22 protein-coding genes and 1 riboswitch are annotated in these 23,063 nt (G+C 70.0%); of the genes, 14 read left to right on the top strand and 8 right to left on the bottom strand.

Features of this window, described 5'->3' with window-relative positions:
* Window positions 1-13: 13 nt before the first annotated feature.
* The 4 genes from coxB (at window position 14) to DMA15_RS09635 (ending at window position 4,490) form a co-directional block, all read left to right on the top strand.
* Entirely contained in the window at window positions 14-976 is a 963-nt protein-coding gene (coxB, locus tag DMA15_RS09650; protein WP_125512366.1) for a cytochrome c oxidase subunit II, read from the top strand.
* On the top strand, window positions 973-2,712 hold the full coding sequence (ctaD, locus tag DMA15_RS09645; RefSeq protein WP_125512365.1) for a cytochrome c oxidase subunit I: 1,740 nt from the start codon (window positions 973-975) through the stop codon (window positions 2,710-2,712). The genes coxB and ctaD overlap by 4 nt, the downstream gene beginning before the upstream one ends.
* On the top strand, window positions 2,709-3,107 hold the full coding sequence (locus DMA15_RS09640) for a cytochrome c oxidase subunit 4 (protein ID WP_030786995.1): 399 nt from the start codon (window positions 2,709-2,711) through the stop codon (window positions 3,105-3,107). The genes ctaD and DMA15_RS09640 overlap by 4 nt, the downstream gene beginning before the upstream one ends.
* A gap of 135 nt (window positions 3,108-3,242) precedes the next feature.
* Window positions 3,243-4,490, top strand: a complete 1,248-nt coding sequence (locus tag DMA15_RS09635; RefSeq protein ID WP_125512364.1) for an Ig-like domain-containing protein — start codon at window positions 3,243-3,245, stop codon at window positions 4,488-4,490.
* Window positions 4,491-4,583: 93 nt separating this feature from the next.
* Here DMA15_RS09635 and DMA15_RS09630 read toward each other — a convergent pair whose 3' ends face one another.
* Entirely contained in the window at window positions 4,584-4,985 is a 402-nt protein-coding gene (locus DMA15_RS09630; protein WP_125512363.1) for a hypothetical protein, read from the bottom strand.
* A gap of 179 nt (window positions 4,986-5,164) precedes the next feature.
* On the opposite strand from DMA15_RS09630, the gene DMA15_RS09625 reads away from it, so the two are divergent.
* From DMA15_RS09625 to DMA15_RS09600, 6 genes are all read left to right on the top strand, one after another.
* Window positions 5,165-5,785, top strand: coding sequence for a heme-copper oxidase subunit III (locus tag DMA15_RS09625; protein ID WP_125512362.1), 621 nt, complete (start codon window positions 5,165-5,167; stop codon window positions 5,783-5,785).
* A gap of 77 nt (window positions 5,786-5,862) precedes the next feature.
* Window positions 5,863-6,672: a cytochrome c gene (locus DMA15_RS09620; RefSeq protein WP_125512361.1), complete on the top strand. Its 810-nt coding sequence runs from the start codon at window positions 5,863-5,865 to the stop codon at window positions 6,670-6,672.
* Window positions 6,669-7,730, top strand: a complete 1,062-nt coding sequence (locus tag DMA15_RS09615) for a Rieske 2Fe-2S domain-containing protein (RefSeq protein ID WP_125512360.1) — start codon at window positions 6,669-6,671, stop codon at window positions 7,728-7,730. The genes DMA15_RS09620 and DMA15_RS09615 overlap by 4 nt, the downstream gene beginning before the upstream one ends.
* Before the next feature lie 4 nt (window positions 7,731-7,734).
* A complete protein-coding gene (locus tag DMA15_RS09610; protein WP_125512359.1) occupies window positions 7,735-9,354 on the top strand; it encodes a cytochrome bc complex cytochrome b subunit in 1,620 nt (539 codons plus the stop codon).
* 174 nt (window positions 9,355-9,528) lie between these two features.
* Window positions 9,529-10,593, top strand: coding sequence for an anthranilate phosphoribosyltransferase (trpD, locus tag DMA15_RS09605; protein WP_125512358.1), 1,065 nt, complete (start codon window positions 9,529-9,531; stop codon window positions 10,591-10,593).
* Window positions 10,594-10,681: 88 nt separating this feature from the next.
* Window positions 10,682-10,799: riboswitch (SAM riboswitch) on the top strand.
* 210 nt (window positions 10,800-11,009) lie between these two features.
* Complete coding sequence (locus tag DMA15_RS09600; RefSeq protein ID WP_125512357.1) at window positions 11,010-12,392, top strand: aminotransferase class V-fold PLP-dependent enzyme; 1,383 nt, start codon at window positions 11,010-11,012, stop codon at window positions 12,390-12,392.
* On the opposite strand, the gene DMA15_RS09595 is transcribed toward DMA15_RS09600, so the two are convergent.
* The 7 genes from DMA15_RS09595 to DMA15_RS09565 form a co-directional block, all read right to left on the bottom strand.
* The gene (locus DMA15_RS09595; RefSeq protein ID WP_125512356.1) at window positions 12,341-13,570 is read right to left on the bottom strand and encodes a glycerate kinase; all 1,230 of its coding nucleotides are present in this window, start codon (window positions 13,568-13,570) and stop codon (window positions 12,341-12,343) included. The genes DMA15_RS09600 and DMA15_RS09595 overlap by 52 nt on opposite strands.
* A gap of 32 nt (window positions 13,571-13,602) precedes the next feature.
* Window positions 13,603-15,015, bottom strand: a complete 1,413-nt coding sequence (locus DMA15_RS09590; RefSeq protein ID WP_125512355.1) for an SLC13 family permease — start codon at window positions 15,013-15,015, stop codon at window positions 13,603-13,605.
* A 124-nt stretch (window positions 15,016-15,139) separates the two neighbouring features.
* A complete protein-coding gene (locus DMA15_RS09585; protein ID WP_125512354.1) occupies window positions 15,140-15,802 on the bottom strand; it encodes a response regulator transcription factor in 663 nt (220 codons plus the stop codon).
* A complete protein-coding gene (locus DMA15_RS09580; RefSeq protein ID WP_125512353.1) occupies window positions 15,799-17,256 on the bottom strand; it encodes an ATP-binding protein in 1,458 nt (485 codons plus the stop codon). Before DMA15_RS09580 ends, DMA15_RS09585 begins: the two co-directional genes overlap by 4 nt.
* Entirely contained in the window at window positions 17,243-17,551 is a 309-nt protein-coding gene (locus tag DMA15_RS09575) for a small secreted hydrophilic protein (protein WP_125512352.1), read from the bottom strand. The genes DMA15_RS09580 and DMA15_RS09575 overlap by 14 nt, the downstream gene beginning before the upstream one ends.
* Before the next feature lie 150 nt (window positions 17,552-17,701).
* Window positions 17,702-17,983 carry an Lrp/AsnC ligand binding domain-containing protein gene (locus DMA15_RS09570; protein ID WP_125512351.1) on the bottom strand — a complete coding sequence of 94 codons (282 nt, stop codon included), beginning with the start codon at window positions 17,981-17,983 and terminating at the stop codon, window positions 17,702-17,704.
* A complete protein-coding gene (locus DMA15_RS09565; RefSeq protein ID WP_125512350.1) occupies window positions 17,980-18,714 on the bottom strand; it encodes a rhomboid family intramembrane serine protease in 735 nt (244 codons plus the stop codon). Before DMA15_RS09565 ends, DMA15_RS09570 begins: the two co-directional genes overlap by 4 nt.
* A 157-nt stretch (window positions 18,715-18,871) precedes the next feature.
* On the opposite strand from DMA15_RS09565, the gene DMA15_RS09560 reads away from it, so the two are divergent.
* The 4 genes from DMA15_RS09560 to DMA15_RS09545 all read left to right on the top strand — a co-directional run bounded on the left by DMA15_RS09560 (window position 18,872) and on the right by DMA15_RS09545 (window position 23,062).
* Window positions 18,872-19,111 (top strand): hypothetical protein, encoded by a 240-nt coding sequence (locus DMA15_RS09560; protein ID WP_125512349.1) that lies wholly within the window; start codon window positions 18,872-18,874, stop codon window positions 19,109-19,111.
* A 34-nt stretch (window positions 19,112-19,145) separates the two neighbouring features.
* A complete protein-coding gene (locus tag DMA15_RS09555; protein ID WP_125512348.1) occupies window positions 19,146-20,495 on the top strand; it encodes an NYN domain-containing protein in 1,350 nt (449 codons plus the stop codon).
* 268 nt (window positions 20,496-20,763) lie between these two features.
* Window positions 20,764-21,795, top strand: coding sequence for a C40 family peptidase (locus DMA15_RS09550; protein ID WP_125512347.1), 1,032 nt, complete (start codon window positions 20,764-20,766; stop codon window positions 21,793-21,795).
* Window positions 21,796-22,033: 238 nt separating this feature from the next.
* Window positions 22,034-23,062: a C40 family peptidase gene (locus DMA15_RS09545; RefSeq protein WP_125512346.1), complete on the top strand. Its 1,029-nt coding sequence runs from the start codon at window positions 22,034-22,036 to the stop codon at window positions 23,060-23,062.
* Window position 23,063: the final 1 nt, after the last annotated feature.

Here is a 23,063-nt window from a genome sequence, read left to right as displayed (position 1 = left end):
GGGAAGGCGCTACGTGAGTCCCAACGGCTCCGACCGCTCGTCGCGGCGCCCGATGCGGCGGAAGCTGCCGCAGGTGCTGACTGCGGGCCTGATCCTGGCGACCGCCACCGGTTGCACATACAAGGATTTCCCCCGCCTTGGAATGCCCACCCCGGTAACGGAAGAGGCTCCGCGGATTCTCTCCCTCTGGCAGGGCTCGTGGGCGGCAGCGCTCGCCACGGGCGTGCTGGTCTGGGGTCTGATCCTGTGGAGCGTCATCTTCCACCGGCGCAGCCGCACCAAGGTGGAAGTACCTCTTCAGACCCGTTACAACATGCCCATCGAGGCGCTGTACACGGTCGTCCCCCTCATCATCGTCTCCGTGCTCTTCTACTTCACGGCACGTGACGAGTCGAAGCTCCTCAAGCTGGAGGAGAAGCCGGCCCACACCATCAACGTGGTCGGCTACCAGTGGAGCTGGGGCTTCAACTACGTCGAGAACGTGCCGGGCGCCGGCAAGGAGAACGCCAAGACGTCCAAGGACCTCGAGGCGATCCCGGAGAGGTTCCGCGAGGACTTCCCGGCCAAGGCCAACGGCGTCTACGAAGTCGGCACCCCCGGCGACCGGAACCCCCAGAACGGCAACCCCGGTCCGACCCTCTGGCTCCCCAAGGGCGAGAAGGTCCGCTTCGTCCTGACTTCGCGTGACGTCATCCACTCCTTCTGGGTGGTGCCGTTCCTCATGAAGCAGGACGTCATCCCGGGTCACACCAACGCCTTCGAGGTGACTCCCAACAAGGAGGGCACCTTCATGGGCAAGTGCGCCGAGCTGTGCGGCGTCGACCACTCGCGGATGCTCTTCAACGTCAAGGTCGTCTCTCCCGAGCGCTACAAGCAGCACCTCGAGGACCTGGCGAAGAAGAACCAGACCGGTTACATCCCGGCCGGCATCGAGCAGACGCCCCACGAGAAGAACCGGGAGACGAACAACCTGTGAGCATCCTCAACGAACCCCAGGGTGCCGCGGCAGCAGAAGACTCGTACGAGAACGAGCTGCCCGTCAGGCGCAAGCAGCCGGGAAACGTCGTCACCAAGTGGTTGACCACCACTGACCACAAGACGATCGGCACGCTTTATCTGGTCACGTCGTTCGCGTTCTTCTGCATCGGCGGAGTGATGGCGCTCTTCATGCGCGCCGAACTCGCCCGCCCGGGTACGCAGATCATGTCGAACGAGCAGTTCAACCAGGCGTTCACGATGCACGGCACGATCATGCTGCTGATGTTCGCGACGCCGCTGTTCGCCGGTTTCGCCAACTGGATCATGCCGCTGCAGATCGGCGCGCCCGACGTCGCCTTCCCGCGGCTGAACATGTTCGCCTACTGGCTCTACCTGTTCGGCTCGCTCATCGCGGTCGGCGGTTTCCTCACGCCGAACGGCGCGGCCGACTTCGGCTGGTTCGCCTACAGCCCGCTCTCGGACGCCGTCCGCTCCCCGGGCATCGGCGCCGACATGTGGATCATGGGTCTGGCCTTCTCCGGCTTCGGCACGATCCTCGGCTCGGTCAACTTCATCACCACGATCATCTGCATGCGCGCGCCCGGCATGACCATGTTCCGCATGCCGATCTTCGTGTGGAACGTGCTGCTGACCGCCGTGCTGGTTCTGCTGGCCTTCCCGGTTCTGGCCGCCGCGCTGTTCGCCCTCGAGGCGGACCGCAAATTCGGTGCCCATATCTTCGACGCGGCCAATGGCGGCGCACTGCTGTGGCAACACCTCTTCTGGTTCTTCGGCCATCCAGAGGTGTACATCATCGCGCTGCCATTCTTCGGAATCATTTCCGAGGTCATTCCGGTCTTCTCCCGCAAGCCGATGTTCGGCTACATGGGTCTGATCGGCGCGACCATCGCCATCGCGGGTCTCTCCGTGACGGTGTGGGCGCACCACATGTACGTCACAGGCGGCGTACTACTGCCGTTCTTCTCCTTCATGACGTTCCTCATCGCCGTGCCAACAGGCGTGAAGTTCTTCAACTGGATCGGCACGATGTGGAAGGGGTCACTGAGTTTCGAGACCCCGATGCTCTGGGCCGTCGGCTTCCTGATCACCTTCACCTTCGGTGGTCTGACGGGCGTCATCCTGGCCTCGCCGCCGATGGACTTCCACGTCTCGGACTCGTATTTCGTGGTGGCGCACTTCCACTACGTCGTCTTCGGCACCGTGGTCTTCGCGATGTTCTCCGGCTTCCACTTCTGGTGGCCGAAGTTCACCGGCAAGATGCTGGACGAGCGCCTCGGCAAGATCACCTTCTGGACGCTCTTCGTGGGCTTCCACGGCACGTTCCTGGTCCAGCACTGGCTGGGCGCCGAGGGCATGCCCCGCCGGTACGCGGACTACCTGCACGCCGACGGCTTCACCGCGCTGAACACGATCTCGACGATCTGCTCGTTCCTGCTCGGTCTGTCGATCCTGCCGTTCTTCTACAACATCTGGAAGACGGCCAAGTACGGCAAGAAGATCGAGGTCGACGACCCGTGGGGCTACGGCCGTTCGCTGGAGTGGGCGACGTCCTGCCCGCCGCCGCGGCACAACTTCCTCACGCTGCCGCGCATTCGCAGTGAATCGCCGGCCTTCGACCTGCACCACCCGGACATCGCCGCGCTCGGCCAGCTCGAGAACGCCGGGCAGAAGGACACCAAGATGTTCGGTGGCGACAAGGAGGCCGCGAAGTGAAGATCCAGGGCAAGATGTTCATCTGGCTGAGCGTCTTCGTCCTCGCCATGGCGATCGTCTATGGCGTGTGGTCGAAGGAGCCCGCCGGCACCACGGCGCTCTTCCTGGCCTTCGGCCTGTGCATCATGATCGGCTACTACCTGGCCTTCACGGCCCGGCGGGTCGACGCCTCCGCACAGGACAACAAGGAGGCCGACGTCGCGGACGAGGCCGGCGAGGTGGGCTTCTTCAGCCCGCACAGCTGGCAGCCGCTCTCCCTCGCCGTCGGTGGCGCGCTCGCCTTCATGAGCATCGCCATCGGCTGGTGGCTGCTGTACTTCTCGGCCCCCCTGCTGCTCATCGGCCTGTGGGGCTGGGTCTTCGAGTACTACCGCGGCGAGAACCAGACCCAGTGAGTCTGTAGTTCCCGATCCGCACCGAGAGGCCCGGACGCTCCTGACGGAGCGTCCGGGCCTCTCGGCGTGTCGTGCTTGACCCCCGGACGGGTCACTCACCGCGCCGGACGGAATGATCGTCCATACCGTGGGTTCATGAGTCACTCACCGCGAATCCGCACGGTACTGAGCTGCACGACGCTGGTGGCCGCCCTCGGTGCGGGGGCCACGGCGTGCGGCAGCTCCGACGGCCACCCGCTCTCGGCGAAGCCGTACGACGCGGCCGGCCAGATCGCCTTCAACGGCCCGGTGGGCAGCAAGAAGGCGGACCCGGACAAGCCCCTGGAAGTGACCGCCGAGGGCAAGGACGGGCGCATCACCGACGTGACGGCCACCGACGCGATGGGGCGGTACGTGGCGGGCGAACTCTCCGCCGACGGCACCCGCTGGCACAGCACCACGCCACTGGCCGCCGGCGCCCACTACACGGTCCGGGTGAGCACCGAGGACGACGAGGGCTCACCCGGCCGCAAGATGCTGGCCTTCGACACGCAGACCCCCGCCGAGAAGAAGCGGCTGAAGGTCACCTTCGGCCCGGAGGCGGGCAAGTACGGCGTGGGACAGCCCGTGACGGCCACGCTCAGCGCCCCGGTCAAGGACAAGGAGGCCAGGGCGGCCGTCGAGCGCGCCCTGAAGGTCAGATCGGTGCCCGCGGCCGAGGGCGCCTGGCACTGGGTGGACAGCGAGACGCTGCACTACCGCCCCAAGGAGTACTGGCCCACCCACGCCACCATCAACGTCTCCAGCAACCTCGACGGCATCAAGGTCGGCGACAAGCTGTGGGGCACCGAGACCAAGCCGCTGAAGTTCACCACCGGCGACCGGATCGAGGCCGTGACGGACGCCTCCTCCCACTGGATGACGGTCTACCGCAACGGCCAGGAGATCAACTCGATCCCGGTGACCACGGGCAAGCCCGGCTACTCCACCCGCAACGGCGTCAAGGTCGTGCTCGGCAAGGAGTACTCCGTACGCATGACCAGCGCCAGCATCGGGGCATCGGACTTCTACGACAAGCAGGTCTACTACGCGACGCGCGTCACCGACTCCGGTGAGTACGTGCACGCCGCGCCCTGGTCGACCGGCTCCCAGGGCAACGCCAACACCAGCCACGGCTGCACCGGCATGAGCACCGGGAACGCCGCCTGGTTCTACGAGACCGTGCGCCAGGGCGACCTGGTGAAGGTCGTCAACAGCTACGGCGAGGACATGCCGACGTTCGGCAACGGCCTCGGCGACTGGAACATGAGCTGGCAGAACTGGCGCAAGGGCAGCGCGCTGCTCTCCGGCACCAAGGAAGGCCCCTCGGCCGCCGACGCGGCCCGACTGCGGCCGCACGTCTAGCGGTGCCGCAGGAGACGGCACAGAGGGCCCCACGCCGTGGCGCGAGGCCCTCCCCGGGGCCGCTGGGACCCGTTCCGGGACCGCTGGGATCCGTCAGGCCTGCACGGCCCGCCTGCTGCGCAGCAGGGCGGCCAGCGCGTCCGCGAACTCCACCGGCTCGATCGGAAGGGTCACCGCCGCTTCCGCGCGGCTCCAGGTGGCCAGCCAGGCGTCCTGCGGGCGGCCCATGAGGAGCAGTACGGGCGGCGCCTGGAAGATCTCGTCCTTGATCTGGCGGCCCACGCCCATGCCGCCGGCGGGCTTCGCCTCGCCGTCGAGCACGCAGACGTCGATACCGCCCTGGTCCAGGTGTTCGAGCACCGCGGGCAGCGTGGCGCACTCGATGAACTCGACCTCGGGAACGTCCGTCGCCGGCCTGCGCCCGGCGGCCAGCCGGACTTGCTCGCGGGTGCTCGCGTTGTCGCTGTAGACCAGCACCGTGGCGGTCGGCTGCATTGTTCCTCCGATACGTCGAGCTGCGTGGGATCGGGAAGCGATGCGCGGATGCTACTCCTCCCGACACCCCGTCAACAGCGGTTCGGACGGCCCCGCGATGGGCCATACGGGCAGGACACACCCCGCAGACACTCCGAACGGCACCCCCCGGGGTGAGGGCGGGATAAGCGACCGACATAATGTCGGTCGTGGCGACAGCAACGACAGTAGATACCGGGCACGCGCACCCGCCGGTCAATCGACCGAACCTCACCAGCGTCGGAACCATCATCTGGCTGAGTTCCGAGCTGATGTTCTTCGCGGCCCTCTTCGCGATGTACTTCACCCTGCGATCGGTGACAGGTCCTGATCACTGGAAGGAAATGGCCTCGGCCCTTAACTTCCCGTTCTCGGCGACGAACACCACCATCCTGGTGCTCTCCTCCCTCACGTGTCAGCTCGGCGTCTTCGCCGCTGAGCGTGGCGACGTGAAGAAGCTCCGGATGTGGTTCATCGTCACCTTCATCATGGGTGCGGTCTTCATCGGCGGTCAGGTGTACGAGTACACCGAGCTGGTCAAGAAGGACGGGCTCTCGCTCTCCTCCGACCCGTACGGCTCGGTGTTCTACCTGACCACCGGCTTCCACGGACTGCATGTGACAGGCGGCCTGATCGCCTTCCTGCTGGTCCTCGGCCGGACCTACGCGGCCAGGAAGTTCACCCATGAACAGGCGACCGCAGCCATCGTCGTGTCCTATTACTGGCACTTCGTCGATGTGGTCTGGATCGGCCTCTTCGCCACGATCTACATGATCAAGTAATCGGCGGGGTCGCTCACGCGACGTACCGAAACATTCCAGAAGCATCGACGCAGAAGATCCTGACACCGGGGTAATCCGTGAAAAAGCTCTCCGCACGACGACGCCATCCGCTGGCGGCGGTCGTCGTCCTACTCCTCGCGCTGGCGGCCACCGGGGGGCTGTACGCCGCGTTCGCGCCGGCGGACAAGGCGCAAGCCGATGACACCGCCCAGTCCCTCGCCATCGACGAGGGCAAGAAGCTCTACGCCGTGGGCTGCTCCAGCTGCCACGGAACCGGCGGTCAGGGCTCCTCCGACGGTCCGAGCCTGGTGGGCGTGGGCGCCGCGGCGGTCGACTTCCAGGTCGGCACCGGGCGCATGCCGCTCCAGCAGCAGGGCGCCCAGGCGCCCAAGAAGAAGGTCATCTACAACCAGGCCCAGATCGACCAGCTGGCGGCGTACATCTCGTCGCTGGGTGCCGGTCCCTCGGTCCCCACCGAGAAGCAGTACAACCCGGACGGGGCGGACATCGCCAAGGGTGGCGAGCTGTTCCGCACCAACTGCGCCCAGTGCCACAACTTCACCGGTGAAGGTGGCGCGCTGACGCACGGCAAGTTCGCGCCGTCGCTCGAAGGTGTCTCCCCGAAGCACATCTACGAGGCCATGCAGACCGGCCCGCAGAACATGCCGTCCTTCCCCGACACGACGATGCCGGAGAAGGAGAAGAAGGACATCATCGCGTACCTCGACGCGGTCAACGGCGAGAAGACCCAGAGCCCTGGTGGTCTCAAGCTGGGCGGTCTGGGTCCGGTCAGTGAAGGCCTCTTCGGCTGGATCTTCGGTCTCGGCTCGCTGATCGCGGTCGCCGTGTGGGTCGCCGCTCGGACCGCAAAGGCCAAGAAGTCATGAGTAGCCAAGAGATTCCAGAAGAGAACCTGCCCAGCAAGCAGGTGACCGAGCCCGAGCACGGTTCGGTCGCGGTCGCGGACGAGAACCCGTTCGCCGACCCGGGCCTTCCGCCCCACCAGCACCGCATCCAGGACATCGACGAGCGGGCCGCGAAGCGCTCCGAGCGTGCGATCGCCTTCATGTTCATGCTCTCCATGCTGGCGACCGTCGGCTTCATCGCGGCGTTCGTGACCATCCCGGCGGACAAGAGCGTCTTCATCTGGCCGATCGGTCACATCAGCGGTCTGAACTTCGCCCTGGGCATGACTCTCGGTCTGGCGCTCTTCTGCATCGGCGCGGGCGCGGTCCACTGGGCCCGCACCCTGATGTCCGACGTGGAGGTCGCTGACGAGCGTCACCCGATCGAGGCGGAGCCCGAGGTCAGGGCCAAGGTCATGGCCGACTTCAAGGCCGGTGCCGAGGAGTCGCAGTTCGGCCGGCGCAAGCTGATCCGCAACACGATGTTCGGCGCGCTCGCCCTGGTCCCGCTCTCCGGCGTCGTCCTCCTGCGCGACCTCGGTCCGCTGCCGGAGGACAAGCTCCGGCACACCAAGTGGGCCAAGGGTAAGAAGCTCGTCAACATGAACACGCACGAGCCGCTGCGCCCCTCGGACGTCCAGGTCGGATCGCTGACGTTCGCCATGCCCGAGGGCATGTCGGAGCACGACCACGACTTCCAGACCCAGATCGCCAAGGCCGCCCTGATGATCGTCCGGATTCAGCCGGAGAACATCAAGGACAAGCGCGAGCTCGAGTGGTCGCACGAAGGCGTCGTCGCGTACTCCAAGATCTGCACCCACGTGGGTTGCCCGATCTCCCTGTACGAGCAGCAGACGCACCACGTCCTCTGCCCGTGCCACCAGTCCACCTTCGACCTCTCCGACGGCGCCCGAGTGATCTTCGGCCCCGCTGGTCACGCCCTGCCGCAGCTGCGGATCGGCGTGAACGAGGAGGGTTACCTCGAGGCGCTCGGCGACTTCGAAGAGCCCGTCGGTCCTGCCTTCTTCGAGAGGGGCTGACCTGATGAGCAGCGACAACAAGAAGAAGGCACCCGCCGGCGAGCGGGTGGCCGACTGGGCCGACGGCCGTCTTGGGATCTACTCCCTGGCCAAGGCCAACATGCGCAAGATCTTCCCGGACCACTGGTCCTTCATGCTCGGCGAGATCTGCCTGTACAGCTTCATCATCATCATCCTCACGGGTGTGTACCTGACGCTGTTCTTCCACCCGTCGATGAACGAGGTGGAGTACCACGGCAGCTACGTCCCGCTCCAGGGACAGCTGATGTCCGAGGCGTTCAACTCGACCATGCACATCTCCTTCGATGTGCGCGGTGGTCTGCTGATCCGGCAGATCCACCACTGGGCGGCGCTGATCTTCCTCGCCGGCATGTTCGTGCACATGATGCGCGTGTTCTTCACGGGCGCCTTCCGCAAGCCGCGTGAGGTCAACTGGCTGTTCGGCTTCCTGCTGTTCGTCCTCGGCATGTTCACCGGCTTCACCGGTTACTCGCTCCCGGACGACCTGCTCTCCGGCACCGGTGTCCGCTTCATGCAGGGCGCGATCCTGTCCGTCCCGGTCGTCGGCACGTACCTGTCGATGTTCCTGTTCGGCGGGGAGTTCCCCGGCGGCGACTTCGTGGCCCGGTTCTACTCGGTCCACATCCTGCTGCTGCCCGGCATCATGCTCGGCCTGATGGTGGCGCACCTGATCCTGGTCTTCTACCACAAGCACACGCAGTTCGCGGGCCCCGGAAAGACCAACAAGAACGTCGTCGGCATGCCGCTGCTGCCCGTGTACATGGCCAAGGCCGGAGGCTTCTTCTTCCTGGTCTTCGGTGTCATCGCGGCCATCTCGGCGATCGCCTCGATCAACCCGATCTGGGCGCTCGGCCCCTACCGTCCGGACCAGGTGTCGACCGGCGCCCAGCCCGACTGGTACATGGGCTTCTCCGAAGGCCTGATCCGTGTCATGCCGGGCTGGGAGATCAACCTCTGGGGTCACACGCTCGTCCTGGGCGTCTTCATCCCGCTGGTCATCTTCCCGCTGGTCCTCGTGACCATCGCGGTCTACCCGTTCATCGAGTCCTGGGTCACCGGCGACAAGCGCGAGCACCACGTCCTGGACCGGCCGCGCAACGTGCCGACCCGGACCGCGTTCGGTGTCGCCTGGATCACCTGGTACATGGTCCTGCTGATCGGTGGTGGAAACGACCTCTGGGCCACGCACTTCCACCTGTCGATCAACGCGATCACCTGGTTCGTGCGGATCGGGTTCTTCGTCGCCCCGGTCATCGCCTTCATCGTCACCAAGCGGATCTGCCTGGGTCTCCAGCGCCGCGACAAGGACAAGGTGCTGCACGGCCGCGAGTCGGGCATCATCAAGCGCCTGCCGCACGGTGAGTTCATCGAGGTCCACGAGCCGCTCGACCAGGGTCAGCTGCACACCCTCACGGCGCACGAGCAGTACGCGCCGGTCGAGATCGGCCCGACGGTCGACGAGAACGGTGTCGAGCGCAAGGTGTCCGGTTCGCAGAAGCTCCGGGCCAAGCTCTCCAAGGGCTACTACGGGGAGGACAACCAGATCCCCAAGCCCACCGCCGAGGAGTACAAGGAGATCACCAGCGGCCACGGCCACCACTGATCACCTGAGGCTCTTAGAGCCCTGACCAACACGGTCGCCACGGCGAGAGCCCCGTCCATTGCCTGGACGGGGCTCTTTGCCGTCCCCGGGGCTGGATAGGGTGGTCCCACCCCGGGTGGTCCCACCCCGGCAGACCGGGGTTTCCTTCCATACGGACGAAGACCAGGAGCGGCTATGAGCGCTGTGACCCCCGCAGGAGGCACTACCGCGGCGGGCCGTTCCTGGCCCGACGTACTGAACGGCCTGCTCGACGGGCGCGACCAGAGCGCCGACGACACGGCCTGGGCCATGGACCGCATCATGCGCGGCGAGGCCACCGACGCGCAGATCGCGGGGTTCGCGGTCGCGCTGCGGGCCAAGGGGGAGACCGTCGAGGAGATCTCCGGCCTGGTACGCGCCATGTACGCGCACGCCCGGGTCATCGACGTGCCGGGGCCCAGCGTCGACATCGTCGGCACCGGCGGCGACGGCGCGAAGACCGTCAACATCTCGACCATGTCCGCGATCGTCGTCGCGGGCACGGGCGCGAAGGTCGTCAAGCACGGCAACCGCGCCGCCTCCAGCGCGTCCGGCGCCTCCGACGTACTGGAGAAGCTGGGCGTCAATCTGGACCTCACGCCCCAGCGGGTCGTCGAGGTGGCCGAGGAGGCGGGCATCACCTTCTGCTTCGCGGTGAAGTTCCATCCGGCGCTGCGCCATGTGGCCCCGGCCCGCAAGGAGCTGGGGATCCGGACGACCTTCAACTTCCTCGGCCCGCTCACCAACCCCGCCAAGGTGCGGGCCCAGGCCACGGGCGTGGCCGACGCGCGTGTCGCGCCGATCGTCGCCGGGGTGCTCGCCGAGCGCGGCTCCTCGGCGCTGGTCTTCCGCGGCGACGACGGGCTCGACGAGCTGACGACGACGGCCACCTCCCGGGTGTGGGTCGTGCGGGACGGGACGGTGCGCGAGGAGGCCTTCGACCCCCGTGACGTCGGCATCGAGCTGGTGCCCGTGGAGGCGCTGCGGGGCGCGGACGCCTCGTACAACGCGGAGGTCGCCCTGCGGCTGCTCGACGGCGAGAGCGGGCCGGTGCGGGACGCGGTGCTGCTGAACTCCGCGGCGGCGCTCGTCGCCCTCGACCCGACCGACGCCTCCCTGGAGGAGCAGATCCGCGCCGGCATCGAGAAGGCGGCCCGGGCGATCGACTCCGGGGCCGCGAAGAAGGCCCTGGAGCGGTGGGTGGCGGCCAGCAACCGCTGACCCTCCGGCCACCCGTGTGACGCAAGGCGCAGTCCGGATTCTGGACTGCGCCTTGCGCGTCGAAGATCGTGTGGCAGGATGCTGGACAGGTCATGAGTGACAGCGACTACGGCCCCGGCCCGCTGTCCGGCAACCCTCCGTCCGTGGCGGGGTGCCCCGGGTGAAGACCAGGTCGTACGCAGCAAGGCGTATGGCAAGCGCGGACCCCTGGACATCGGTGAATGTCACAGCCCTGGGGTCCTGGTCCTCAAGGGAGCAGTCTCGTGAGCAAGCGAATGTGTTAGGGCCTTCGGCCCCTTTCCGCACACCTTTTTCTCTTCCTCACTGCACCGCCGTACCCATGCCGTGCCCCTGTCGCATGCGCGCCGTACGTGCGTCCTCGCAGTGAACTCACTTGCCTCTTACGGGAGTTCGCCATGTCTGTTTCCGCTGTCGCCGCCGACTCGTCCGTCTGTGCCCCGCTGGCCGTCCTCGGCCGTGACGTCACCGTGCCGCTCGTCACCGGCGGCGAGGTGACGTACGCCGCGCTCGACTACGCGGCGAGCGCGCCCGCGCTCCAGCGGGTGTGGGACGACGTGGCCGCGTACGCGCCGTACTACGGCAGCGTGCACCGCGGCGCCGGATACCTCTCGCAGCTCTCCACCGACCTCTTCGAGAACTCCCGTACGGCCGTCGCGGAGTTCCTCGACTGCCGCGAGGGCGACCAGGTCGTCTTCACCCGCTCCACCACCGACTCGCTGAACCTGCTCGCCGCCGCGCTGCCCGCCGAGTGCCAGGTCTTCGTCTTCGAGACCGAGCACCACGCCTCGCTCCTGCCGTGGCGGGACGCCCGCGTCACCTACCTCGACGCGCCCCGCACCCCCGTAGAGGCCGTCCAGACCCTGGAGCGGGCCCTCGCCGACCGCGACCCCTACGGGCCCGCCCTGGTGTGCGTGACCGGCGCCTCGAACGTCACCGGCGAGCTGTGGCCCGTCCGGGAGTTGGCGGCCGCCGCGCACGCGCACGGCGCCCGGATCGTCCTCGACGCCGCGCAGCTCGCGCCCCACCACCCGGTATCGGTGCGGGAGTCGGACGTCGACTGGGTCGCGTTCTCCGGGCACAAGCTGTACGCGCCCTTCGGCTCGGGCGTGCTCGCGGGCCGCTCCGACTGGCTGCGGGTGGCCGAGCCGTACCTCGCGGGCGGCGGCGCCTCGCGCAAGGTGGCGCGACGCCCCAAGGAAGCGGGCGGCGGCGTGGACGTGGAGTGGCACGAGACCGCCGCCCGCCACGAGGCCGGTTCGCCGAACGTCATCGGCGTCTACTCCATCGCCTCCGCGTGCAAGGCGCTCACCGAGGCGGGCTTCGACGAGCTGGTGGCCCGCGAGCGGTACTTGATCCGCAAGGTGCGCGAAGGGCTCGCCGAGGTGCCCGCCGTTCGGGTGCTCTCGCTCTTCGGGGACGACGCGCCGCGCGTCGGTGTCATCTCCTTCGTCGTGGACGGCTGGAACAGCTCGCACTTCGCCGCCGCGCTCTCCGCCGAGTACGGCATCGGCGTACGGGACGGCCTGTTCTGCGCCCACCCGCTGCTGCGCACCCTGCTCGGCGGCGAAGCCGACGAGCCCGGTGAGTGCGGCGCCCCCGAGGCCGCGCCCGGCGAGAAGTCGCTCAACGCGATCCGCGTGAGCTTCGGCGCGGGCACCCCGGACGAACACGTCGAGCGCTTCGTACGCGCCGTCAAGGAGCTGGTGGCGGACGGCGCTCGGTGGAACTACCGCACCGAGGACGGCCGCTGCGTGCCCGACACCAGCGCCGCCGCCTGACCCGCGGGCAGCCGTGCCGTCGCCGGACCGGTCGGCAGCCGCGACCCCAGCTGGATCATCCGCAAGGCCCGCTCGGTCGCGTCGGTGAGGAACTCGCCGCCCCGGCCGAGCGCCTCGGTCAGCGAGACCGGGGCGGGCAGGATGGCGCTGTAGGCGTCGACGCCCAGCGCCCGGACGGTGTGCGCGCCTTCTCCGATGGTGCCCGCGAGCACCAGGACCGGGCGGCCGGACCGCTTGGCGCGCCGGGCCACCTCGGCGGGGATCTTGCCCCGCGGCGTCTGGTGGTCCAGGGCGCCCTCCGCGGTGACGACGAGGTCGGCGCGGGCCAGCCTGGCGTCCAGGTCGAGCCGGCCGAGCAGTACGTCGAAGCGGGGCAGGAGCCGGGCGCCGAGCGCGGCGAGCCCGGCGCCGAGGCCGCCCGACGCGCCGGTGCCGGGGCCGTCGAAGAGGTCCGCCGTGACGCGCAGGTCGCGGGTGAGGACGTACGCCCAGTGCTCCAGGGCAGCCGCCAGTTCCGCCACCTGTGTGGCGGTCGCGCCCTTCTGCGGGCCGAAGACGCGGGCCACGCCACGCTCGCCGCACAGGACGTTGAACGGGTTGCAGGCCACCCGGATGTCGGTCTCGGCGAGGCGCGGGTCGAGGCCGCTCGTGTCGATGCGGCTCAGCCGCTTCAACTCCCGTCCCCCGCGTGGCAGTTCCCAGCCGTCCACGTCCAGGAGGCGGGCGCCCAGGGCCTGGAGGGCGCCCGCGCCGCCGTCGGAGGTGCCCGAGTCGCCGCAGCCGACCAGGATGCGGCGGGCGCCCGTGTCGAGCGCGGCGCGGATCAGCTCGCCGACGCCGTACGTCGTGGTGGCGCCCGGGTCGCGCAGCTCGCGGGGGACCAGGGAGAGCCCGGCCACGGCCGCCATCTCGACGACCGCGGTGCCGTCGGGCAGCAGCGCGAAGTGCGTGCCGATCGGCTGGCCCACGGGGCCGGTGGCGGGCAGCGCGACGAGGCGGCCACCTTCCGCGGCGGCGAGCGCGCGGGCCGTGCCCTCGCCGCCGTCCACCAGGGGGATCAGATCGGTCTCGGCGTGCGGGACGACACGGCGTACGCCCGCCGCGATGGCCTCGGCGGCGGCGTTCGCGGACAGGGACTCCTTGAAGCCGCTGGGGGCGATGGCGAATCGGGTCAGCATGCGGGTCTCCAGGGTGGTGGCGGCGGGGGTGGTCAGCGCAGCGGGACGCCGAGCAGCGGCCAGAGCGTCAGGGCGAAGAGCAGGACGAGCGCGGCGGTCAGCGGCGCCAGGACCGCGGAGAGGCGCAGCAGGTCACGGGGGGTGTAGGTGGGGGTGCCCGGGAGGTCGGCGAAGAGCGTGACCGGCTTGGCGGAGGCGGGCAGCGTGTGGCAGAAGCCCGCGGCGGCCGTGGAGGCGAGGGCGGCGGCGACCGGGTTGACGCCCGCGCCGACGGCCGCCGCGACGACCAGCGGGACCAGTACCGAGGAGCGCGCCGAGCGGGATTGCAGGACCAGGTGAGCGGCCGTGCTGACCGTGACGACGGCGGTGAGGAACAGCCACGGCGGCAGGTTTGGCGGCAAGCCGCTGACCAGCCACTTCGCCGCCCCCGACTCGGCGAGCGCGACGCCCATCGCCATCGTGGCCGCCATGAACAGGAGCAGTGACCACGGCACGGTCTTCAGGGCGTCCTTGAGCCGTACGGTGCCGAGGGCAGGGGAGGCCGCCACGACCGCGCCGATCAACGCGACGACGGCGGGCGGCACCTGGTGCAGCGGCTCGCTGCACCAGAGCGCGACGACCGTGGCGAGCAGCAGGGCGCAGCGCGTCTCGGCGGGCTCCCAGGGGCCGGTCACCGGCTGCTCGCTGTGCTCCTGGAGCTGGTCGAGGGTGATGCGGACCGGGCCCTCGCGATCCGCGCGCCGCGTGGTCGTCAACAGCACGGCCTCCGCCGCCAGATGCGAGGACGCCAGGGCGAGCGGCAGCCCGAGCAGCAGCCACTGCGTGAACCCGATCCGCTCACCGGTCGCCTCCCACAGCACCGACACGGTGATCAGATGCGCGCCCGCGCCGATCAGGGTCGCCACGGCGGAGAGCAGGATGACGGTGGGGAAGAGCAGCGCGAGCATCACCACGAGCCGCCTGCGGTCGGCGAGGACCTTGGCGAGGGCGAGGAAGACGGGCAGCGCGAGCGCGGCGCGCCCCGAGGTGGCGGGCACCGCGAAGGCCGTCACGACCAGGGCGGCGGTCGTCAGATGCGTCAATTGCCGTACGCTGCGCGCCCCGCTGACGAGGAAGGCCGCGGCCCGCCCCGAGAGCCCGCTGTGCGCGACGGCGGCGGCGAGCACGAAGGCGCAGATCAGCAGCCACACCGTCTCCTCGCCGAGGGTGCCGAAGAGCGTGTCGCTGCTGATCACGCCGGTCGCGGTGAGGGCGAGACCCGCGCCGAGCGCGATGTAGGTGTCGTCGATCGGCGCGCTGATCCAGGCGCAGGTCGCCAGCGCGAAGACGGTAAGGGTGAGGCGGGCGTCGCCGCTCAGGCCAGGGAAGTTGCCGGGGACGAGCAGCAGTGCGCAGACGCTGAGCGCCGCGCAGGCAGTCACGGCTTGACGGGGGTTCAGGGGCACGCTCTTCAGCGTGGGGCGGTGCGGTGAGCCCTCGATGAGCGGTACATGAAGGGAACTTCACGGGCCGTCAGGCCGCCGGGGGCCGGGCGCCGGCCGCGGGATGCCGGTCGCGGGGTGCCGGTCGTCACGCCGGGAGGCGGTACCCCATTCCGCGTACCGTCTCCACCCGCTGCGACCCCAGCTTCTTGCGCAGCGCGCGCACGTACACATCCACGATGTTGGACCCGGGATCGAAGTCGTACCCCCACACGTGGGAGAGGATCTGCTCCCGCGAGAGGACCTGCCCGGGATGGCGCAGGAAGAGTTCGAGGAGTACGAACTCACGTGCCGTCAGGTCCACCGTCCGCTGCTCCGAACGCGCCCTGCGGGTCCGCAGGTCCAGGCTCAGTCCACCGCTGCGCAACACCGTCACCTCGGGCGCCCGCGCCGCCGTGCGCAGCCGCAGCCGCACCCGTGCCAGCAGCTCCTCGAAGCGGAACGGCTTGGTCATCCAGTCGTCGGCGCCGCCCTCCAGGCCCGCCACGGTGTCCCGCACGGAGTCGCGCGCGGTCAGCACGATCACGGGCGTGGTCACCCGGGCCTCGCGCAGCTGCCGCAGGACCGTGAAGCCGTCCTTGCCGGGCAGTCCGATGTCCAGCACGATCAGGTCGAAGCCGCCGGTCAGGGCGTAGTCGTGGGCGGATTCGCCGTCGCCGACCACCGTGGTCGTGAAGCCGCCCGCGCGCAGGCCCTTCTCGACGAAGGAGGCGATGCGCTCCTCGTCCTCGACGATCAGAATGCGGTTCATGGGTGGGCCGCCCCTTCCGGCTGTGCCTGCACGAGTACGAAGGTGGCGCCGCCGCCGGGCGTGGGGCGCAGTTCGACGCGCCCGCCGTGGCTCTCGGCGATGGCCTTCACGATGGCGAGGCCGAGCCCCGCCCCGGTGCCGCGCGCGCCGCGCCGGGCGGTGCCCCGGCGGAACCGCTCGAAGATCACCGCGGCGTCCTGCGGCTGCACCCCGGGCCCGCTGTCGGCGACGTACAGCTCGATCTGCCCCTCGCGCAGCCGGGACCCTATGCTGACGCGCTGGCCGGGGACGGTGTGCTGGACGGCGTTCTGCGCCAGCTGCACCATCGCCTGGGTGACGCGCTGGGCGTCGAGGTCGGCCTCGGCGTCGGCGACCTCGGCGAGGTGCCAGTCGCGCTCGCCGAGCGCGCGTGCCTTGACGAAGACGTCCGCGGTCAGCTCGGCGAGCTGCACCGGCTCCGGGGTGACGAAGTCGGGGCGCTCGGCCTTGGCGAGCAGCAGCAGGTCCTCGACGATGCGGCTCATCCGGTCCAGCTCCTCGGTGACGATGCGGATCGTCTCCTCGCGCTCCGCCGCGTTCTCGGTGGCGGTGTCCATCAGTTCCAGGTGGCCGCGGACGATGGTGATGGGGGTGCGCAGTTCGTGCCCGGCGTCGTCGACGAACTCGCGCTGCGCGGCGAAGGCCCGCTCCAGCCGGTCCAGCATGCCGTTGAAGGTCTCGGCGAGGGCCGCGATGTCGTCCCGGCCCTGCACGGGGATGCGCTGGGTGAGGTCCTGCTCGGTGAGGTGCGCCGCGGTCGTGCGCACCAGCCGCACCGGTCGGAGGATGCGGCCCGCGACCGCCCAGCCGATGCCGGTCGTCATCAGGAGCGCGACGCCGGAGATGGCGAGCAGCATGGTGAACACGTCATTGGCCTTGGCCTGTTCGCCGGCCGGGTGGAAGGCGACGACGAAGGCCGCCTCCGGATGGGTGCCGCTCGCCTTGATCACCACCTTCGACCAGCGGACCTCGCCGTCGGGGCGGTGCAGCGTGCCGGTGGCGCCGGAGGAGTCGAAGACGGCCTTCAGCGACGCGGGGTCCTCGGCGAGCGGGGGACCGGACCGCGGCTCGCGGGACTGCTCCTTCGTGGCGGGCCCGGCGCCGGCGCGGCCGATCAGGCCGAGCAGTTCCTCGTCGGGGTCGGCGTACTGCCGTGACAGGAAGAGCCGCAGGAGCGGGTCGGGGTCGGTGAACTTCTCGCCCGTGCGCGGATCGACGCCTTCGCGTACGAAGTGGGTGAACTCCCCGGTCTCCTGGGCGAGGAGGCGGTCGATCCGGTGGTCGGCGTCGCGCAGCAGCACCGAGCGGGTGGTGGTCGCGACCGCGGCGAGCGCGGCGGCCATCACCACGAGCAGCCACAGCAGGATGCGGACCCGGGCGGAGATCCGGTGGCGCGGTGGCTCAGCCGTCGTCACCGGGGCCGTCGTCGTCGGTGGAGTCGTCGGAGTCGTCGTGCCGGCCGTCGCTGCCGTCGTCGTCGTTGTCATCGCCCGAGGACTTCTCGCTGACCGGCGGCGGGGAGACCGTCTCGTCGCTGGGGGTGGGCCGGGGAATGGTCGGCTCCGCGGACGGCGAGCCGCTCTCCAGCCGCACCTTCGGCGGGACCTTGGGCGGCTGGGGATCGTCGGTCAGGGCATAGCTGGTCGCGGCGATGCCGAGCGGGATCGCCACGACGGCGGCCAGGGCGGCCATGCGGTGGGAGAAGACCATGAGAGCGAGGGTGCACGGCGTACCTCTTCGTCAGGATGAGCCGAAGATGAAGAAACCCTCATGGACGGAGCCCGGCGGACAGCGCCCCGGCGGACGGCGCCCCGGCGGACAGTGCCCCGGCGGACAGTGCCCCGGCGGGGCGGCGCCCGGCTACGAGTCGAGGCCGATCGCGAACGCCGCCTCCAGGTCGTGCTGCGAGTACGTACGGAACGCCACGTGCGTGTCCGTCGCCTCCACGCCGGGGATCTTGCTGATCCTGCCGGGGATGACGTCCGCGAGGTCGTCGTGGCGCGGCACCCGCACCATCGCGATCAGGTCGTACGTACCGGTCACGGAGAAGACCTCGCTGACCGAGTCGAGCGCGGCGATCGACTCGGCGATCTCCGGAATCCGGTCCACGCTGGTCTTGATGAGCACGATCGCGGTGATCACGGCTGGCTGTCTCCCTCGGTGGCCGGTACTGCTGGGGCTTTCACTCTAGCCCTCCGTACGGACCACCCCCAGGCGTACAGGAACCCCAGCGAGAAGCCCACCAGGTGCGCCAGATAGGCCACCCCCGTGCCCTTGCCGCCCTGCCCCGCCGCCAGCCACTGCAACGCCACCCAGAACGGCAGCACCACCCACGCGGGAAAGCGCAGCGGCAGGAAGAAGAGGAACGGGAAGAGGCTGGTGACGCGCGCCTTCGGGAAGAGATAGAGGAAGGCGCCGAGCACGGCGGAGATCGCCCCCGACGCCCCGACGAGCGTCTGGCCGGAGCCCGCGTGCGCCGCGGCGTAGGCGAGGAGGGCGAGGTAGCCGCAGCTGACGTAGAAGAGCGCGTACTGGAGGTGGCCCATCCGTTCCTCGACCATCGCCCCGAAGACGTACAGGAAGAGCATGTTCCCGAGCAGGTGCACCCAGCTGCCGTGCACGAACAGCGCGGTGAACGGGCCGAGCGCGGCGCGCGGGGCGCCGCTGAACAGCTCGGCGGGCACCACTCCCCAGCGCTCGAAGTAGGCCTGCTGCGCGGCGAGCAGCCGCTCTCCGGTGCCGTGGACGGGATTGAACCCGGAGACCGGGGAGATCACGAAGACCAGGCAGCAGACGGCGATCAGTCCGTACGTCACCGGGGCGGACCGGCACCTGAGCAGCCGGGCCCCCTTCGGACCCCATGCATTGATCATGGTCAGAGCATGACGTAACGGGCGCTAACCGCATAGACCGCCATGCCGCACCGGAGGCCGCCGCATGGCGCCCCTTACAGGCCTTAGGGTTACGGGCAATACGCACCGCGCAAGAGCGCGGACGCGCCACGGCCACCGACGGAAGCGAACAGCAACGATGACGGTTCCCCTGCCGACCGACACCACCCGGTGGCGCTGCACGCTCTGCGGCAATCTCACGCGTTTCGACGTGACCCGGACGTCGAAGGTCGTCGAGTATGTGCATCTCGACCTGGCCGGTGAGTCGAACGTCGAGGAACGCGAGGTGGTCAGTGAGACCATCGAGTCGGTGCGCTGCCGCTGGTGCAACGCGGTGGATCAGGTGGAACTCGTGGACAGGCCGGGCACCGGCTCCTGAGGGAGCGGGGCCCGCACAGCTAGTGGGGTGACGGATGGTGGAGAGCGCAGGCGGGGAGCCGGACGACGGCACCGCTGAGGTGCTCGACCGCCCGCTGCCCGACGGGGTACGCCGACGGGTCGTCCAGATCGTCTCGGACGGCTTCGGCGGACTGACCCTGGCCGAGCTGCCCGGCCAGCTGCGGCAGTACGCCCGCTTCACGCCCACCCGGCGCGCGAAGTTCGCGGCCAACGCCATGGCGGCGGCGCTGGAGAACGACACCCTCTTCCGCCAGCGCATCGGCGAACGCCTCAGGGAGGCGCAGGCCGAGCTGGCCGGCGCGCTGGACGCGGGATCCCCGCCCCCGGCCGCCGATCCCCTGGACGTGGCCGCGGCGGCCTATGTGCTGCGTCCCCCCGGTTGGGTGAAGCTGGTGACCGCCGCGGGCGAGGAGGCCCAGCGGGCCGACGCCGAGCGCGCCGGCGAGGAGACCAAGGCCGAGCTGGAGCGGCTGCGCGCGGAGCTGGCCGCGGCCCGCGGCCAGACCAGGGCGGAGACCGAGCGGCTGCGCGCGGAGCTGGAGGCGGCGCGCCGGGAAGCCGAATCGATGCATCGCAAGCTGCGCGGGGCGCTCAGCGACGTCAAGCGCGGGGAGGCGGCGCTGCGCAAGGCCACCGCCGAGACCGAGGCCATCCGTGCCGAGGGGCAGGCCCAGATCTCCGCCGCCGAGAGCGAGGCGCGCCGGCTCAAGGCGCGGCTCGGCGAGACCGAGGCCGCCCTGGAGGCCAGCCGCAGGGCGGCGCGCGAGGGGCGCAGCGTCGAGGACATGCGGGTGCGGCTGCTGCTCGACACGGTCCTGGAGTCGGCCCAGGGGCTGCGGCGCGAACTGGCCCTGCCGCCCGTCTCCGTACGCCCCGCCGAGACCGTCGACGCCGTAGAGCCCGGCCGGATGTCACCGAAGGACATCGCCGCCCGCGCGCTCTCCGAGAACGACCCGGCGATCCTCGACCAGTTGCTGGCGCTGCCCCAGGCGCACCTGGTCGTCGACGGTTACAACGTCACTAAAACCGGCTATCCGACCATGCCGCTGGAGAAGCAGCGGCTGCGGCTGCTCGGCTCGCTCTCCCAGCTCGCCCTCCAGTCGGGGGCCGAGGTCACCTGCGTCTTCGACGGGGCGGAGCTGGCCGCGCCCGTGCTGCTCGCGCCGCCGCGCGGGGTGCGGGTGCTCTTCTCCAAGCCGGGTGTGACCGCTGATGAGTTGATCCGTCAGCTGGTGCGCGCGGAGCCGCCGGGCAGGCCCGTGGTCGTGGTCTCGACCGACCGCGAGGTGGCCGACGGGATCGCCAAGGCGGGGGCGCGGCCGGTGGCTTCGGCGGTGCTGCTGAAGAGGCTTTCGCGGGGCTAAGGAGCCGCAAGTAACTCCTGGGCCCTATGCCCGAATTGGGCAGTGCCTCGTACGACATAGCGTCAGAAGATCATCACTGGCTGTGCGTTATCGGTAAAGAATGCGCTTGGCGACCGATTTTTTACTGATGAGATTTGAACTGATCACAAGAAGGTCACTAGGGTCACCCTTCGAACCCCCGCTCGGTTGATCACCCATCCGGGGTGGCGGCGGTGGTACCCGCCCGCCGCGCCTGGTAGGGCGGCTGGAGGAAGAAGGAGCCGCCCGAGTGGCGTCCCACCGTCGACCCAAGCAGCCGAGCCGCACCCGCGTGACCGTGCTCACCGCGACCGCCGCCGCTGCCGTGGCCCTCACCTCGCAAGGCGCCGCCCAGGCCGCGCCGAAGCCGAGCAAGGACGAGGTCAAGTCCAAGGTCGACAAGCTCTACGAAGACGCGGGGCGGGCCACCGACAGGTACAACGGCGCCAAGGAGAAGCAGGAGAAGCTGGAGAAGCAGATCGGCGCTCTCCAGGACAAGGTCGCCGACGGCCAGGAAGAGCTGAACGAGCTGCGCGACGGCCTCGGTTCGATGGCCAGCGCCCAGTACCGCTCCGGCGGCATCGACCCCTCCCTGCAGCTCTTCCTCTCCTCCGACCCGGACGACTACCTCGACAAGGCGTCCACCCTCGACCAGCTGAGCAGCCAGCAGGTCGACTCGCTCAAGAAGATCCAGAAGAAGCAGCGGGACCTCGCGCAGCAGCGCAAGGAGGCCGCGGGCAAGCTCGACGACCTCGCCGACACCCGCACGGAACTCGGCAAGAAGAAGCGAGAGGTCCAGGGCAAGCTCGGCGAGGCGCAGAGGCTCCTCAACACGCTGACGGCCAAGGAGAAGTCGGACCTGGCCGCCAAGGAGAAGCAGCGCGCGAGCCGCGCCGCCGACAAGCGCGCCGACCTCGGCGACGAGGCCCCCGCCTCCAACCGCGGCGCCGCCGCCCTGAGCGCCGCCGCCACCCAGATCGGCAAGCCGTACGTCTCCGGCGGCACCGGCCCCAACTCCTACGACTGCTCCGGCCTCACCCAGTGGGCGTACGCGCAGGCCGGTGTCTCCATCAGCCGGACCACGTACACGCAGCAGAACGACGGCACGAGGATCGGCCGGGGCGAACTGAAGCCCGGCGACCTGGTGTTCTTCAACAACCTCGCGCACGTCGGCTTCTACGCGGGCAACGGCCAGGTGCTGCACGCTCCCAAGCCCGGCGCCGTGGTGCGCTACGAGGCCATCGGGTACCTCGGCGACTTCCAGTTCGGCGTCCGCGTCTGACCCGGCCGCCGCGCCCGGAGCCCCTCTGACGTCAACACCCCGCCGCAGCCGCCCAAACGGGCGAATTCCGGCAACCGCCGCTGACCCCGCGCCCCGCTGATGACCTGCGTCTGAAGCGGGGCGCCGGGCTGTCCGCACCCTTGCGGGTCGTTGGCCGCCGCGTAGTCGCACGGCTACTGTCGGCGCGCATTCCCCCGGAGAGCCGGGGGGTCGTCAGCGGAAGGGAGAGCGGCCACCCGTGGGGTTCCATCGCCGTCCCGCACAGCCCGGCCCGGACCGGGGCACACGCGTCACCGTCCTCTCGGCGGCGGCGGCCACCGCGGCCGCCGCCCTCGCCGCGGCGCCCGCGGGCGCCGCGCCGCAGGACAAGCCGTCCGACACCCGGGCCACGGTGGACCGGCTGTACGCACAGGCAGAGCGGGCGACCGAGGCGTACAACAAGGCCGACGAGCGCGCGGACAAGCTGCGCGCCCAGGTCGAGCGGGCCCGGGACAGCATCGCGCGGGGCCAGGAGCGGATCAACCAGATGCGCGGCGCGCTCGGCGCGCTCGCCGGGGCCCAGTACCGCGAGGGCGGCATCGACCCCGCGCTCCAGCTGATGCTCTCCTCCGACCCGGACGGCTACCTCGACAAGGCCACCGCCCTGGACCGCGTCAGCGCCCGGCACGCGGGACAGCTCCTCGATCTCCAGCAGGCCCAGCGCGGCCTCGCGCAGAAGCGCACCGAGGCCGGGCGCAAGCTCGCCGAGCTGGAGAAGAGCCGCACCCTCGTCGCCCGCCACAAGCGCACGGTCGAACACAAGCTGGCCAAGGCCCGGAAGCTGCTCAACTCGCTGTCGGGCGACGAGCGCGCCGCGCACGACAGGTCCTCGCGCTCCGGCAGCCGCCCCGTGGCGCCCGAAGCGGGCGGCGCCCCGTCCTCCTCGCGGGCCGCCGCCGCCATCGCCGCCGCCAGGTCCGCGGTCGGCCGCCCCTACGTGTGGGGCGCCAACGGCCCCTCCGGCTTCGACTGTTCGGGCCTCATGCAGTGGTCGTACGCCCAGGCGGGGGTCGGCCTGCCGCGCACCTCGCAGGCCCAGCGGTACGCCGGACGGCAGGTGCCCCTCGCCCAGGCGCAGCCGGGCGACCTCGTCGCCTACCGCGACGACGCCAGCCACATCGGGATGTACGTGGGCAACGGCCAGGTGGTGCACGCCCCCTACCCCGGCGCCCCGGTCCGCTACGACCCCGTCGGCATGATGCCGGTCTCCTCCGTCACGCGGGTCTGAC

The sequence above is a fragment of the Streptomyces sp. WAC 01529 genome, assembly GCF_003945545.1.
GTDB lineage: Bacteria > Actinomycetota > Actinomycetes > Streptomycetales > Streptomycetaceae > Streptomyces > Streptomyces anatolicus.
The sequence above is the reverse complement of the archived record's forward strand: the minus strand, read 5'-3'. Positions and strand labels throughout refer to the sequence as shown.